Here is a 13,978-nt window from a genome sequence, read left to right as displayed (position 1 = left end):
TTGGCAGGCTATCTATCAAGGTACAAATAATGACTATAAAAAAAACGGCGCTGGCGGTATCGATCGGCGCAGCAGTGGCATTAACGACGTTCGCCTCCCAGGCGGAAATCACGGTCCTGAAACAAGATCCACAGGCGGGCAACCCGCTGAGCCGTCTTAACTTCACCGTCGGCGGGAGTATTCGTCCGCAGTTCCAGAATATGGCCGGTGACGATGGTAAGAATGGCTACAAACGTAATGGTTTCGACGGCGGGACGCGTTTCCGCTTCGCCGCTGATTACTATCTGTTTGATGACATCAGCTGGGTGAGTTATTACGAGCTGGGCGTTAACTTCCCGGCAATGTTCAACTGGGACAATCACTATGCTAACGGCGCCAACGATACCACGCGTCGTATGTTGTACACCGGTCTGAAGAGCGCGACCTGGGGTACGCTGACCTTCGGTCAACAGAACAGTATTTACTATGATGTGGTTGGTGCGAAAACGGATATCTGGGACTACGACATGATCGGTCAGGCACCAGGTAACGGTATCAATGGCGACTATGACGGTTCCTATCGTACGCGTAAATCACTGAAGTATAAGAAAACGGTTGGCGATGTTGATCTCTACGCATCTTATCTGTTCAGCGATGATTATAACCCGAACAACGGTCTGCGCTACAAGCGTAAAGGCGGTGGCTCGCTGGGTGTGGATTATCACATCACCGATGACCTGACCTGGGGTACGGCGTGGAACTACACCCGCGCGGAAATGCGTGGCGACACCAGCAAAACCTACGATCAAAACATCGTCGGTACCGCGCTGAGCTGGAAACCGGACAACTGGACCTTCTCGATGGGCGGCGGTTGGTATCAAAACTTCATGACCACCAAAAAAGTCTCCGTTAACGATTACTTTGCCGGTGATGCCTGGGGTCTGGAATACTTCGCGGGTTACACCTTCCCGGTTGGTCAGTATGCGCTGAAATCCGTTCAACCCTACGTTATGGGCGACCGTATTGAATACGTGAATGGTCGTAACTACCTGCGTACCGACAATGGTGTGGGTATCAGCTTCCAGCTGGACTACGGTTTCCGTGTGGATTACGAACACGTCTTCACCTCCAGCACCGACGATCTGGGTGATATGAACCTGGTTCGTCTGCGTTACGACTTCTAAGTCAATTTCCCTGCCAAAACCGGGTAACCAGAAGGTTATCCGGTTTTTTACTATCCTTTGCTGAAAAACACATTAGTACCTTCAACGTACATTCAACGACATATCCCGCAACATCATGAAATAATTTCAAGGACAGCAGGTTGTGATCTGTGTCATGTTAACAATCAGCCTGTTAACAGGCCAACAAGAACAACGCCGCAAGAACGGCGTGAGACATGACACCACAACGTTAAAATGGAGAAATTATGGGATTGCGTCAGAGTTTACGCGTCGCGACCGGAGCGCTGTTACTGGCCTGTGGATTACAACTTGCTCATGCGAACAGTGACCCGCATACCATCGTGTTTGGCGTCGCACCTGGTCCGTACGGCGATATGGTGAAACAGGCCATTGCCCCTACGCTGAAAGAGAAAGGCTATAAGGTAGTGGTGCGCGAATTCAGCGACTACGTGCAGCCGAACATGGCGCTTTCCAACGGCAGTATTGATGCCAACTTGTTCCAGCACTCGCTCTACTTTGACAAATTCACCGCTGATAAAGGACTGAAGCTGAGCAAGCTGATTGTGGTCCCGACGGCCGGGATGGGTTTTTACTCACATAAAATCAAAAGCCTGGATGAGTTAAAAAAAGGGGATGTGATCACGCTTTCCAATGATCCAACCAATCTGGCTCGCGGTCTGCGTTTCCTGCAGTCTATTGACCTTATTACCATCAAAGACACTATCGATCCGACTAAAGCCTCTGAGCGCGATATCGCCAGCAACCCGAAAGGGCTGGTGTTTAAACCGCTGGAAGCGGCACAACTGCCGCGTACCCTGGACGGTGTGACCGGCGCGCTGGTCAACGGTAACTTTGCCGTGGCGGCGAAACTGGATCTCGCCAGCGCCATCAAGCAAGAGCATCTTGATGAAAATCTAAAAAATATCATAGCGGTACGCAGTGAAGATGCGGATAAACCGTTCGCGAAAGATATTGTGGCGGCGGTGAAATCTCCGGCGTATCGCGCGGTGATCGACGATCCGCAAAATATCTACAGCGCCTTCCAGAAACCGGAATGGATGTCGGCAGCCCAATAATCGCTGCGCACAAGGTTAACAGGGGCAGCGGCGACTGCCCTTTTCGCATTTCTGAGGTGGCTATGATTGAGATAGAAAAGGTTTGCGTGGATTTTAGCGCAGGCCGTGGACCATCAACCCGGGCGGTTGATGACGTCAGCTTGCGCATAGGCGCAGGCGAGATATTTGGCATTGTCGGGACCAGCGGCGCGGGGAAAAGCACGCTGCTGCGCACCCTGAACGCCTTAACGCGACCAAGCCTGGGAAGCGTAAAGGTTAACGGCGTAGAAATTTCCGCGCTGGAAGGGGCGCAACTACGTAAAGCCCGTCAGCGTATTGGGATGATTTTTCAGCATTTTAATCTGATGCATACCCGTACCGTGGCGCAAAACGTCGCTTTCAGCCTGAAGGCTGCCGGATGGGAGCGCAGTAAAATTGGCCCACGCGTCAGCGAAATCCTGACGCTGGTGGGGCTGTCTGACAAGGCAAACCGCTTTCCTGTGCAGCTCAGCGGCGGGCAAAAGCAGCGCGTTGGTATTGCCCGTGCGATTGCCAATCACCCCGATGTGCTGCTGTGTGATGAACCGACCTCTGCGCTGGATCTGGAAACATCGGCCACTATTCTGGCATTGCTTAAGCAGATCAACCAACAGCTGGGGATCACGATCGTGCTGATCACTCACGAGATGAACGTGATCAAATCGATTTGCGATCGTGTGGCGGTGATGTCCGGCGGCAAGGTGGTGGAGTCCGGTGAGGTGTTTGACGTTTTTGCTCACCCGCAGCACGCTTTCACGCAGCAACTGGTGTCGCATACCCTCAATCTGACGCTACCCGAACGCTTGCGCCAGCATTTGCCTGGCCAGTTGCTGAAAATTCTGTTCATCGGCGATTCGGCGGAACAGCCGGTGTTGTCTGAAGTCGCGGTTAAATTTGGTGTGGCGGTGAACATTCTGCACGGCAAAATTGAATATATCGGCGAGCGTGCTCTGGGGATTCTGGTGGTGCAACTGACCGCGCCGCATAACCCTTCTGCGGTGGATGTCGCCGTGGAACATATTCGTCAACGCACGGCACAGGTGGAGGTGATTCGTGGATGATTTATTGCCTGATTTGACGCTGGCGTTTAATGAAACCTTTCAGATGCTAAGTATCTCTACGGTGCTGGCGATTATTGGCGGTCTGCCGCTCGGTTTTCTTATTTTCGTCACCGACCGGCATTTATTTTGGCAAAACCGTTTTGTGTATCTGCTCAGCTCCGTGCTGGTGAATATCATCCGTTCGGTGCCGTTTGTGATCCTGCTGGTGCTGCTGCTGCCGCTCACTCAGTTTTTACTCGGAAATACCATTGGGCCGATTGCGGCGTCGGTCCCGCTCTCGGTGGCGGCAATCGCTTTTTATGCCCGTCTGGTCGACAGCGCACTGCGTGAAGTCGATAAAGGCATTATTGAAGCGGCGGAAGCCTTTGGCGCCAGCCCGATGCGTATCATCTGCACCGTTCTGTTACCTGAAGCGAGCGCGGGTCTGCTGCGTGGGTTGACGATAACGCTGGTGAGTCTGATCGGTTACTCCGCGATGGCTGGAATCGTTGGCGGCGGTGGGGTAGGCGACCTGGCGATTCGCTTTGGTTATTACCGCTATGAAACCCAGGTCATGATCGTCACCGTGGTGGCGCTGATTATTCTGGTGCAGGTCGTTCAGGTGCTGGGCGACTGGCTGGCGAAACGCGCGGATAAGCGCGACAGACACTGATCACTGTGCGTTAAGCCAGTCGGCAGCGTCCTGCCATGTGCCGCGAAAGACGACTTTCGCGGCTTTCTTTTCCAACTGATAGCGATACATCGGGTCGTAATACTCGTTGAGCAACGGCACCAGCCAGCCCATATGGGCGTCGGTACTGCCCGTCGCTTGCTGTTCGCGCAGAGCCACGTCGAGCAGGGCGGTCAGCTCGGCAAAACGTTGTAAACCCAGACGGCGGCGAATAGCAAACAGGCCGTGGTGCAGATACTCGCTATACTCCTGCCAGCCCTGACTCTCGCCATAAGCATGGGTAAAATCGTGGTGCATCCGCACGAAATACTCTTCGCGCAGTCGCTCCAGACGACGCTCAAAAGGATCGTCCACCACTGCAATAGATGCCTGGGTCATGCGTTCACGCAGGCACTCAGGAAGATGATTAGCCCCGATCATGCGGCCTTCATCTTCCAGTACCCACAGACGCAGATCCTGACGGCTGTCGGTTCTGAGCATTTCGACCGCCAGCAGGTTTTCAAAACTCGCCTGACTCAACTGCGGTTCAACGGTGCGACCAAACGAGGAACCGCGATGGTGCGCCAGACCTTCGAGATCCACGCCGTTCGGCTGCTGTTGCACCAGCTGCGTTTTACCGTTCCCGGTACAGCCGCCAATTAAGACGATCGGCTTTTGCACTAACTCTTCAGTCAGCTGAATCGCCGCCTGACGCAGGGCTTTGTAGCCGCCGTGTATCAGCGGGTAGTCAATCCCGGACTCGTGCAGCCACTGCTGCACAATGTGCGAACGCTGACCGCCGCGCGCGCAGCATAAATAACCCGCAGGATTTTGACGACAGGCATCCAGCCAGGCCTTCATACGTTGTTGGCGAGTCTCGCCGCAGACCAGTTGATGGCCGAGTGTGAGGGCTGCCTCGGGTCCCTGACGTTTATAACAGGTACCCACGGCGGCACGTTCGTCATCGTTCATCAGGGGAAGGTTGATTGCGCCCGGCATTGCGCCTTGCAGAAATTCGACGGGGGCGCGTACATCGATTATAGGCGTACCAGCGAGCAAAATTGCGCGATAGTCCGTTCCATCGTTCATGTGTGATCCTGAAAATACAAAAACAGCAATGGAGGGGATTTTACGCGCCAGAGGAGGGGCCGGGGAAGGATAAAATCAAATCCCCGGCATTAATGGCTTATTTCAGCGTTGACTGCGCCCAGATAATACCGCTGGCATATTCCGGCGGCAGCAGGGGGATAAGCGCTTCCAGCGTCGCACTAAGACGCGCGGTATCGCTGTCGCTCAGGTTCAGGTGTCCCACCTTACGCCCTTCACGCACCTCTTTGTCATACCAGTGCAGATGCACCAGCGGAAGCTTCAGCCAGTCATAGTTCAGGTCGCTACCAATCAGATTTACCATCACCGAAGGAGTGTTCACTACCGGCGTGGGTAACGGCAGGTGGGTAATGGCGCGCAGGTGCAGCTCAAACTGGCTGATGCTGGCACCGTTTTGCGTCCAGTGCCCGCTGTTGTGCACGCGTGGAGCCAGTTCGTTAATCAGCAGGCCTTCCGGGGTGATGAAACATTCCATCGCCATCACGCCGACATAGCCCAGCTCCTGCATGATGGCAGAGAGCATCGCTTCGGCCTGTTTCTGCTGTTTGGCGTTAGCCTGCGGGAAGACCACGCTGGTGCGCAGAATGCCGTCCTGGTGCAGGTTATGGGTCAGCGGATAGAAGACGGTGCTACCGTCGTGCGCACGAGCGCCAACCAATGAGACTTCACCAGAGAAGTTGATTCCCCGCTCAACGATGCACTCGCCGTAGCAGTCGTCCGGCAGTTGTTCGGTTTCATTTACGCGCAAACGCCACTGCCCACGACCGTCGTAACCGCCGACGCGACGTTTCACGATCGCCAGCTCACCGAGTTTGTCGAATACTGCAGGCCATTCGCTTTTATCCGCCAGCAGCTGCCACGGCGCAGTTGCCAGGCCGAGCTTGTCAAAAAGCTGCTTTTGCGTCAGACGGTCGGCAATAATTGGGAAAACGTCGCGGTTGACAAATGCCGGATGGCGCGCGAGCTCGCGGGTGAGCGCCGTTTCCGGCCAGCGCTCAATCTCAGCGGTGATCACGCTTTGCTGAAAAGGGACCGCTGCTGGTTCGGCATCCAGCCCGACGGGCCAGACCGCAATGCCCAGCGGCTCACCGGCCTGGCGCAGCATGCGCCCTAGCTGACCGTTACCGAGTACGCAGACCTGCTTCATGCCGCACCTCGCGGGTCCGGATTCTCCAGCACCTCGTCGGTTTGTGCTTTGCGCCAGTCGTTCAGACGCTGGTGTAATGCTTTGTCGTGTGTTGCCAGAATTTGTGCTGCCAGCAGGGCCGCATTTGCCGCGCCCGCTTTGCCGATAGCCAGCGTTCCGACCGGAATACCGCGCGGCATCTGTACGATGGAGTAAAGGCTATCTACGCCGCTCAGCGCCGCGCTTTGCACCGGGACGCCTAAAACAGGCACCAGCGTTTTCGCCGCAATCATGCCCGGCAGATGCGCAGCGCCACCCGCACCGGCAATGATCACCTGATAGCCGTTTTCTTCTGCGCTTTCGGCGAAGCTAAACAGCTTGTCAGGGGTGCGGTGGGCGGAGACGACTTCAACATGATGCGGCACGTTCAGAATTTCGAAGATTTCGGCGGCGAACTGCATGGTAGCCCAGTCGCTTTTGGACCCCATCACGATGGCGACACGCGCCGGGTTATTGCGGGAAGACATGCGTCTGAAAACTCCTGTGATGCACTACACTCGACTTTTGAGGCCACAGAGAATAGCATAATTCGCCGTCAAGGAAAACGATTGCGCGCTTTACACTTCACCCTTCAAGCAGCCTCTGTAGTTGGCTACATCTCAATGAGTTTTGTGTAAAGAGGAACTGGATATCTGCGGAATTAAAACGGAAATGCGATCAGTTCAACGTCATCTGGCGTGACTTTGATCATCGACCCTTCGGTGTGCCATGCGCCTAATACCACGCGGAAAGCGGGTTGCTCATTGGCCGTAAGTTCGTGGACTGCCGGGCGGTGGGTGTGGCCGTGAATTAACCACTGGACCTGATGCTTTTCCATCTCGGTGATGACGGCCTGCGGATTCACATCCATGATCGCCAGTGACTTGCTGCTGTTGGCCGCTTTGCTGTTGGCGCGCATTTTCGCGGCGATACGTTGGCGAACGAACAGAGGTAGGGAGAGGAACAGCTTCTGTAGCCAGGGTTGATGTACTTTGGCGCGAAACGCCTGATAGCCTGCATCGTCGGTGCACAAAGTGTCGCCATGCATGATCAATACCTTGCGGCCATACAGGTTGAGTACTTTTTTCTCAGGCAGCAAGCTCATGCCGCTTTCACGGGCAAAACGTTTGCCGAGCAGAAAATCTCGGTTGCCGTGAATAAAAAAGCAGGGAACGCCGGAATCAACCAGTGATTTTATCGCCGCGGCTATTTCATGATGCAGTGGGGTTGGGTCGTCGTCGCCAATCCAGGCTTCAAACAGGTCGCCGAGAATGTACAGTGCATCAGCTTTTCGTGCATCACCGGCTAAAAAACGCAGAAAACCGGCGGTGATCGCCGGTTCTTCTGTGCAGAGGTGAAGATCTGCAATAAACAGTGTCGTCACGATTACTCGCTGACGGTCACGTTTTCGATGATGACGTCTTCTTTTGGCACATCCTGGTGCATACCGCTGCGACCAGTGGAAACGCCTTTGATTTTATCAACCACGTCCATGCCTTCAACAACTTCGGCAAACACGCAATAACCCCAACCCTGCATGCTTTCGCCGGAGAAGTTCAGGAAGTCGTTGTCTGCAACGTTGATGAAGAACTGTGCGGTTGCGGAGTGCGGAGCCTGAGTACGCGCCATCGCCAGCGTACCACGGGTGTTTTTCAGACCGTTGTTCGCTTCGTTTTTGATCGCTTCTTTCGTGGCTTTTTGCTTCATGCCCGGTTCGAAACCGCCGCCCTGGATCATGAAACCGTTAATAACACGGTGGAAAATGGTGTTGTTGTAAAAACCTTCGCGGCAGTAGTCCAGGAAGTTTTTAACTGTTTCAGGCGCTTTATCATCAAACGTTTTGATTACGATATCGCCGTGATTAGTGTGGAAAGTAACCATTTTTGCATCCTGTTCCGATAGATTGGTGCTTCGACCCCGTGGAGGGTCAGAGTTAGGGGGGTGTTATAGCATAACCGCAAGCTGCGATCACCTCGCAAAGTGTGCTGCTTCCGGTCTAAATTATGGGTATTATACAGACTTTACTATCCACACACGTCTACACGGAATCTTCGATGTTAAAAATCTTTAATACACTGACGCGCCAAAAAGAGGAATTCAAACCTATTCATGCCGGGGAAGTCGGCATGTACGTGTGTGGTATTACCGTTTACGATCTCTGTCATATTGGCCACGGACGTACCTTCGTTTCTTTCGACGTTGTCGCGCGCTATCTGCGCTTCCTCGGCTATAAGCTGAAGTATGTGCGCAATATTACTGATATCGATGACAAAATCATCAAGCGCGCGAATGAAAACGGTGAGAGCTTTGTGGCGTTGGTCGACAGAATGATCGCGGAAATGCATAGCGATTTCGACGCGCTGAATATTCTGCGTCCGGATCTGGAGCCGCGCGCTACGCACCATATCGCTGAGATTATTGAAATCACTGAACAGCTGATTGCCAAAGGTCACGCTTATGTCGCTGATAACGGCGACGTGATGTTCGACGTGCCGACTGACCCGAATTATGGTCAGCTGTCACGTCAGGATCTGGATCAGCTGCAGGCGGGCGCACGCGTTGATGTGGTTGATGTGAAGCGCAACCCGATGGACTTCGTGCTGTGGAAAATGTCCAAAGAAGGCGAGCCGAGCTGGCCGTCTCCGTGGGGCGCGGGTCGTCCTGGCTGGCACATCGAATGTTCGGCGATGAACTGCAAACAGTTGGGCAACCATTTTGATATTCATGGCGGTGGTTCGGATCTGATGTTCCCGCACCATGAAAACGAAATCGCTCAGTCCACCTGTGCGCATAACGGTGAATACGTTAATTACTGGATGCACTCCGGGATGGTGATGGTTGACCGGGAGAAAATGTCCAAATCGTTGGGCAACTTCTTTACCGTGCGTGACGTGCTGAAATACTACGACGCCGAAACCATTCGCTACTTCCTGATGTCTGGTCATTACCGTAGCCAGTTAAACTACAGCGAAGAGAACCTGAAGCAGGCGCGCTCTGCACTGGAGCGTCTGTATACCGCGCTGCGCGGCACCGATAAGTCCGTTGCCCCAGCCGGTGGCGAAGCCTTTGAAGCACGCTTCATTGAAGCGATGGACGATGACTTCAATACGCCGGAAGCCTACTCCGTGCTGTTTGATATGGCGCGTGAGGTTAACCGCCTGAAGGGTGAAGATATGGCGGCGGCTAACGGTATGGCTTCGCATCTGCGTAAGCTTTCCAGCGTGCTGGGCCTGCTGGAACAGGAGCCCGAAGCATTCCTGCAAAGCGGTGCGCAGGCGGATGACGGTGAAGTTGCTGAAATTGAAGCGTTAATCCAGCAGCGTCTGGATGCCCGTAAAGCCAAAGACTGGGCGGCAGCTGACGCCGCGCGTGACCGTCTCAATGAGATGGGTATCGTGCTGGAAGATGGCCCGCAGGGCACTACCTGGCGCCGTAAGTAATGATATTGATTGCCGGATGGCGGCTCGCGCCCTGTCCGGCAATCAATGTACGAATGTCGGTCGGATAAGACGCTTGTCGTATCCGGCAAATTAATATTTCCGATACCACCACAGCACACCCATCATCATAACTCCCGGTAGCCATACCCATATCAACTCCGAAATTATCACCTGGTGCCCGTATGGTGTGGCGTAGCGTGATAGCGCAAACGGGGCGACTTTAATCACCTGCCACGGTGCAAAGAAGCGTTCATCCGACCACGGCCACAGCCAGCCGACGCCTTTGCCGCCAGTGGTGACCGAATCCAACAGGCTGTGCGACAGCAGTGAAACCGTCAGGAATAGCCAGCAGCGAATTAAGCCTGCCTTAAACCATCGTCGACCCATCCATATGCAGAGCAGCGGTACCACGAAGGCGAACAGCAGCGAATGGGTAAAACCACGGTGACCAAACACGTTGCCGTAGGCGACGCCAAGCTTAAACGACAGTACGTCGGCATCCGGCAGTATAGCCAGAATGACGCCAGTAAACAGTAATTGCGGGGGGATGACTTTACGCCCGAGACCTAATCCTAAACAGAGTGGAACGGCAGCGTGGGTAACGATTGTTGGCATGATGATCGCTTCGTGTGGAAAAACAACATGCTAACAGTTCACTGTGAAGTGGTGATGAAGTCATTATCTGAAAAGGAGAGAGGAAGTGGCCGGACAGGGGTTAACCTCATCCGGCACCTGGGATCACGCCACGACGTTAATGCTGTGGCCTTCAAAGCTGACGGTCTGTCCTGCAACGATTTTGCAGCGTTTACGCGTTTCTACCGCACCATCGACCTTCACTAACCCTTCGCCAATAGCAATTTTTGCCTGGGCGCCGCTTTCGCTCCAGCCTTCCAGCTTCAGTAAATCGCAGAGTTCAACGTGTGGGTGTTTACCCAGTGAAAATGTGGCCATCTTAAACGTCCTTTACATCATGATATTCAACACACGCCTGCAGCGTGTTTTCGATAAGTGTGGCGACCGTCATTGGGCCTACGCCGCCGGGTACCGGCGTGATGTATGACGCGCGTGCGGCAGCATCTTCAAAGACCACATCGCCAACAACCTTACCATTCTCCAGACGGTTGATGCCGACATCAATCACAATCGCACCTTCTTTGATCCACTCGCCGGGAATAAAGCCAGGTTTGCCGACGGCAACAATCAGCAGGTCTGCATGCTCTACATGGCGACGCAGATCTTTGGTGAACCGGTGGGTGACGGTGGTGGTGCAGCCAGCCAGCAGCAGCTCCATGCTCATCGGGCGGCCAACAATATTCGACGCGCCAATAACGACCGCATTCAGACCGTAGGTGTCGATATTGTAACGCTCAAGCAGAGTCACAATACCGCGCGGAGTACATGGGCGCAGGCGCGGCGCACGCTGGCACAGGCGACCAACGTTATACGGGTGGAAACCGTCAACGTCTTTATCCGGCGCAATACGCTCGAGAACTTTAACGTTGTCGATACCCGCAGGTAACGGTAGCTGGACCAGAATACCGTCGATGGTGGTATCTGCATTGAGCGTATCGATCAGCTCGAGCAGCTCCGCCTCGCTGGTGGTTTCAGGCAGGTCATAGGAGCGGGAGACAAACCCCACCTCGTCACAGGCTTTGCGTTTACTCGCGACATAAATCTGCGAAGCCGGGTTGCTACCTACCAGCACAACAGCCAGGCCTGGGGCGCGTAATCCAGCCGCTAAACGCGCCTGAACTTTTTGAGCAACCTCAGAGCGCACCTGCTGCGCAATCGTTTTACCGTCAATAATCTTTGCTGCCATCAGAGAGAGGATTCCGTCTGTTACGTTAAATCGAAGGGGATGCCGCTATTTTGTCAGAAGCGGGACGTGCTGTCAGTTTTCGTTTGCATTTTTACGTGCGCCAGGGGGCGTCACGATCTGCGAATGGGATCAGGACAAAGGCATAAGCCTTGCGGATAATTAATGAGCATGCTAATTAAAATTAACGTGAATGAAACAACTCATCACCCTGGTATAATCAGGGGTAATGCGCCACAAACCAGTCTGTTACGGTTAATTATGAGGGATTTTACCTCATTCCCACCCAGATTTTTCCTAGGTCCCATTAAGAATTAGCTAGGGTCATTAAAAGGATTTGCAGGTATTTTTCATTAATTGAAATGTTTAATTTATCGCTGTGACGAATAGTCATATTCGCGAGGAATAATTAGTGAATCAAATACTCAGGAGAATTGGGGTAAAAGGTTAGCTAATTCTCATGCGATATATATCTTTACAGGATGCAGAGATAATTAGCCTGACATTTAATGTCGATAATGATTCAAACGGATCCCGCAGGATGCTGGAGCCGGATGTGTGTAATTCAAGGGAAATCCATGAAACGTAAATTAATGACCTCTTCTGTTATTGCCAGCCTGATGTTAGTCGCCGGTGCAGCGGTTGCAGCCGATCCGGTAAGCGTTAGCGGCGGTACTGTGCATTTTGAAGGTGAACTGGTCAATGCAGCCTGTGCAGTCAGTACTCAGTCATCCGATCAGGTTGTGACGTTAGGCCAGTATCGTACTGCCAGTTTTGCCGCAGTGGGTGACACTACAGCACAAATTCCGTTCTCTATCGTGCTGAACGACTGTGACCCGAACGTTGCCGCAACCGCAGCCGTTGCTTTCTCTGGCCAGTCCGATAATACCAATAACAACCTGCTGGCCGTCTCTTCTGCAGACAACGGTACCACTGCGGGCGGTGTTGGGATTGAAATTCTGGACAATACGTCCACCGCGCTGAAGCCGGATGGCGCAACCTTCTCTACCGCTCAGGCGCTGGTAGAAGGGACCAACACCCTGCATTTCTCTGCGCGTTACAAAGCCACTGCCGCAAGCGCAACGCCGGGTCAGGCAAATGCCGACGCGACGTTCATCATGAAGTACGAATAAGCCGTTTTGATTTGCGCAAGGAAGACGTTCGCCTCAATGGATGAGGCAATATCCGGGGATGATGAAGGATGCGGCAGATGATAGGGAAAGGCGTGGCGCTGGCGGGAATGCTGTGCGTAATGCCTGTGCTTTCACATACGGTAATACTGGAAAGTGGCCGTGTCCACTTACGGGGGCAGCTCGTCAACGGCGCCTGTACGGTGGCCACTGACAGTCAGGATATGCGGGTGCAAATGGGGCAGTATCGCACCAATGCTTTCTCTGGGACGGGAAGCTTCGCCTCTACCAACGTACCGTTTTCACTGCGCTTAACGTCGTGCAGCTCCGATGTTTATGACCATGTTGGGATTGCGTTTGCGGGCGTGACGCCAGCGGAAGATCCGCAGGTTTTTCTTGCCAGCGGCGATGCGTCTGCGGCTTCGGGGATTGGTCTGGCGTTATTTGACGAGCGCCAACGGCAAATTATACCGAATGCCCTGCCGCTTCATTATGCGCCGATTATAACGCAAGAGATGACGTTTCATTTCACTGCCCGCTATCGGGCTGTCTCGGAAAATATAACGCCGGGAACGCTTCGCTCAGACGTGTGGTTTACGTTGGTTTATCCCTGATTTATTTCCCAACGATAATCGCATCAAAGGTATTTTTAGCTATGTTTAATTATCTAAAATCAGGTTTTATCCTTTTACTGGCCTTATTTTCTGCTGCCAGTGTTCAGGCTGCCGGAGGCATTGCATTAGGCGCCACTCGCGTTATTTATCCGGCCGATGCCAAACAAACGTCCCTGTCTATTAGCAATAGCGATACCAAAGAACGTTACCTGGTAAATTCATGGATTGAGAATAGCGCCGGCGCTAAAGAAAAATCGTTTGTGGTTACGCCTCCGCTGTTTGTTAGTGAACCCAAAAGCGAAAACACGCTGCGTATCATCTATGCCGGTGAACCGCTGCCCAAAGACCGTGAGTCGCTGTTCTGGATGAACGTCAAAGCCATTCCGTCAGTCAATAAAAACAGCCTTGAGGGCAAAAACGTTCTGCAACTGGCGATTCTGTCACGCATCAAACTTTTCGTTCGTCCGAATAATCTGCCGCAAATCCCGGAAGATGCACCAGGAATGCTGACCTTTTCCCGCTCCGGCAACCACCTGAAAATCAACAATCCGTCAGCGTACTACGTCACGTTGGTCAATCTCAATGTGGGGAAAACGAAGGTCGATAACGTGATGGTTGCGCCGAAAAGCGATGCGCAGGTCCTGCTACCCACGGGCGTTCAGGGCAACGTCACGTTCCAGACGGTCAATGATTATGGCGCTGTGACCCCGGCCAAAACGGTTAGTGTGCGTTGAGATAA

16 protein-coding genes are annotated in these 13,978 nt (G+C 53.4%); 8 read left to right on the top strand and 8 right to left on the bottom strand.

All coding sequences use genetic code 11. The features are described 5' to 3' along the window. The first annotated feature begins 29 nt into the window (after positions 1-29). The 4 genes from HVZ39_RS18580 (at position 30) to HVZ39_RS18565 (ending at position 3,970) form a co-directional block, all read left to right on the top strand. Positions 30-1,163: a porin gene (locus HVZ39_RS18580; RefSeq protein ID WP_047416825.1), complete on the top strand. Its 1,134-nt coding sequence runs from the start codon at positions 30-32 to the stop codon at positions 1,161-1,163. Between the two features lie 245 nt (positions 1,164-1,408). Then, positions 1,409-2,239 carry a MetQ/NlpA family ABC transporter substrate-binding protein gene (locus HVZ39_RS18575; RefSeq protein ID WP_016155899.1) on the top strand — a complete coding sequence of 277 codons (831 nt, stop codon included), beginning with the start codon at positions 1,409-1,411 and terminating at the stop codon, positions 2,237-2,239. 62 nt (positions 2,240-2,301) lie between these two features. Beyond that, positions 2,302-3,318 (top strand): virulence-associated ABC transporter ATP-binding protein SfbB, encoded by a 1,017-nt coding sequence (sfbB, locus tag HVZ39_RS18570; protein WP_046276103.1) that lies wholly within the window; start codon positions 2,302-2,304, stop codon positions 3,316-3,318. Then, positions 3,311-3,970 (top strand): methionine ABC transporter permease, encoded by a 660-nt coding sequence (locus HVZ39_RS18565; RefSeq protein WP_003831085.1) that lies wholly within the window; start codon positions 3,311-3,313, stop codon positions 3,968-3,970. Before sfbB ends, HVZ39_RS18565 begins: the two co-directional genes overlap by 8 nt. Here HVZ39_RS18565 and mnmH read toward each other — a convergent pair whose 3' ends face one another. From mnmH to ppiB, 5 genes are all read right to left on the bottom strand, one after another. After that, positions 3,971-5,056, bottom strand: a complete 1,086-nt coding sequence (mnmH, locus tag HVZ39_RS18560; RefSeq protein ID WP_080858970.1) for a tRNA 2-selenouridine(34) synthase MnmH — start codon at positions 5,054-5,056, stop codon at positions 3,971-3,973. 97 nt (positions 5,057-5,153) lie between these two features. Continuing rightward, positions 5,154-6,221, bottom strand: coding sequence for a 5-(carboxyamino)imidazole ribonucleotide synthase (gene purK / locus HVZ39_RS18555; protein ID WP_046276063.1), 1,068 nt, complete (start codon positions 6,219-6,221; stop codon positions 5,154-5,156). Next, positions 6,218-6,727, bottom strand: coding sequence for a 5-(carboxyamino)imidazole ribonucleotide mutase (gene purE / locus HVZ39_RS18550; protein ID WP_016152120.1), 510 nt, complete (start codon positions 6,725-6,727; stop codon positions 6,218-6,220). The genes purK and purE overlap by 4 nt, the downstream gene beginning before the upstream one ends. Positions 6,728-6,900: 173 nt before the next feature. Further along, positions 6,901-7,623, bottom strand: a complete 723-nt coding sequence (gene lpxH, locus HVZ39_RS18545; protein WP_046276062.1) for a UDP-2,3-diacylglucosamine diphosphatase — start codon at positions 7,621-7,623, stop codon at positions 6,901-6,903. A 2-nt stretch (positions 7,624-7,625) separates the two neighbouring features. Next, the gene (gene ppiB, locus HVZ39_RS18540) at positions 7,626-8,120 is read right to left on the bottom strand and encodes a peptidylprolyl isomerase B (RefSeq protein ID WP_003021875.1); all 495 of its coding nucleotides are present in this window, start codon (positions 8,118-8,120) and stop codon (positions 7,626-7,628) included. Between the two features lie 173 nt (positions 8,121-8,293). Between ppiB and cysS the strand changes: the two genes are divergently transcribed. Further along, complete coding sequence (cysS, locus tag HVZ39_RS18535) at positions 8,294-9,679, top strand: cysteine--tRNA ligase (RefSeq protein WP_181632819.1); 1,386 nt, start codon at positions 8,294-8,296, stop codon at positions 9,677-9,679. Between the two features lie 90 nt (positions 9,680-9,769). Here the strand turns inward: cysS and HVZ39_RS18530 are convergent, their stop codons facing one another. From HVZ39_RS18530 to folD, 3 genes are all read right to left on the bottom strand, one after another. Further along, positions 9,770-10,294 (bottom strand): metal-dependent hydrolase, encoded by a 525-nt coding sequence (locus HVZ39_RS18530; RefSeq protein ID WP_181632818.1) that lies wholly within the window; start codon positions 10,292-10,294, stop codon positions 9,770-9,772. 123 nt (positions 10,295-10,417) lie between these two features. Further along, complete coding sequence (gene ybcJ / locus HVZ39_RS18525; protein ID WP_016152124.1) at positions 10,418-10,630, bottom strand: ribosome-associated protein YbcJ; 213 nt, start codon at positions 10,628-10,630, stop codon at positions 10,418-10,420. Between the two features lies 1 nt (position 10,631). After that, entirely contained in the window at positions 10,632-11,498 is an 867-nt protein-coding gene (gene folD, locus HVZ39_RS18520; protein WP_003021887.1) for a bifunctional methylenetetrahydrofolate dehydrogenase/methenyltetrahydrofolate cyclohydrolase FolD, read from the bottom strand. A gap of 575 nt (positions 11,499-12,073) precedes the next feature. On the opposite strand from folD, the gene fimA reads away from it, so the two are divergent. The 3 genes from fimA to fimC all read left to right on the top strand — a co-directional run bounded on the left by fimA (position 12,074) and on the right by fimC (position 13,973). Further along, positions 12,074-12,628, top strand: coding sequence for a type 1 fimbrial major subunit FimA (gene fimA / locus HVZ39_RS18515; protein ID WP_181632817.1), 555 nt, complete (start codon positions 12,074-12,076; stop codon positions 12,626-12,628). Positions 12,629-12,705: 77 nt separating this feature from the next. After that, on the top strand, positions 12,706-13,239 hold the full coding sequence (fimI, locus tag HVZ39_RS18510; RefSeq protein ID WP_047358036.1) for a type 1 fimbrial protein subunit FimI: 534 nt from the start codon (positions 12,706-12,708) through the stop codon (positions 13,237-13,239). A 41-nt stretch (positions 13,240-13,280) separates the two neighbouring features. Further along, positions 13,281-13,973, top strand: a complete 693-nt coding sequence (fimC, locus tag HVZ39_RS18505; protein ID WP_016152127.1) for a type 1 fimbria chaperone FimC — start codon at positions 13,281-13,283, stop codon at positions 13,971-13,973. Positions 13,974-13,978: the final 5 nt, after the last annotated feature.

Source organism: Citrobacter sp. RHB35-C21, assembly GCF_013816515.1.
Lineage (GTDB): Bacteria > Pseudomonadota > Gammaproteobacteria > Enterobacterales > Enterobacteriaceae > Citrobacter > Citrobacter braakii.
Note: the sequence above shows the minus strand (reverse complement) of the source record. Positions and strands in the feature narration are given on the sequence as shown.

Coding starts and splice junctions, on each gene's coding strand:
- HVZ39_RS18580 (WP_047416825.1), top strand. CDS start 30: ATGACTATAAAAAAAACGGCGCTGGCGGTATCGATCGGCGCAGCAGTG.
- HVZ39_RS18575 (WP_016155899.1), top strand. CDS start 1,409: ATGGGATTGCGTCAGAGTTTACGCGTCGCGACCGGAGCGCTGTTACTG.
- sfbB (WP_046276103.1), top strand. CDS start 2,302: ATGATTGAGATAGAAAAGGTTTGCGTGGATTTTAGCGCAGGCCGTGGA.
- mnmH (WP_080858970.1), bottom strand. CDS start 5,056: ATGAACGATGGAACGGACTATCGCGCAATTTTGCTCGCTGGTACGCCT.
- purK (WP_046276063.1), bottom strand. CDS start 6,221: ATGAAGCAGGTCTGCGTACTCGGTAACGGTCAGCTAGGGCGCATGCTG.
- purE (WP_016152120.1), bottom strand. CDS start 6,727: ATGTCTTCCCGCAATAACCCGGCGCGTGTCGCCATCGTGATGGGGTCC.
- ppiB (WP_003021875.1), bottom strand. CDS start 8,120: ATGGTTACTTTCCACACTAATCACGGCGATATCGTAATCAAAACGTTT.
- cysS (WP_181632819.1), top strand. CDS start 8,294: ATGTTAAAAATCTTTAATACACTGACGCGCCAAAAAGAGGAATTCAAA.
- HVZ39_RS18530 (WP_181632818.1), bottom strand. CDS start 10,294: ATGCCAACAATCGTTACCCACGCTGCCGTTCCACTCTGTTTAGGATTA.
- ybcJ (WP_016152124.1), bottom strand. CDS start 10,630: ATGGCCACATTTTCACTGGGTAAACACCCACACGTTGAACTCTGCGAT.
- folD (WP_003021887.1), bottom strand. CDS start 11,498: ATGGCAGCAAAGATTATTGACGGTAAAACGATTGCGCAGCAGGTGCGC.
- fimA (WP_181632817.1), top strand. CDS start 12,074: ATGAAACGTAAATTAATGACCTCTTCTGTTATTGCCAGCCTGATGTTA.
- fimI (WP_047358036.1), top strand. CDS start 12,706: ATGATAGGGAAAGGCGTGGCGCTGGCGGGAATGCTGTGCGTAATGCCT.
- fimC (WP_016152127.1), top strand. CDS start 13,281: ATGTTTAATTATCTAAAATCAGGTTTTATCCTTTTACTGGCCTTATTT.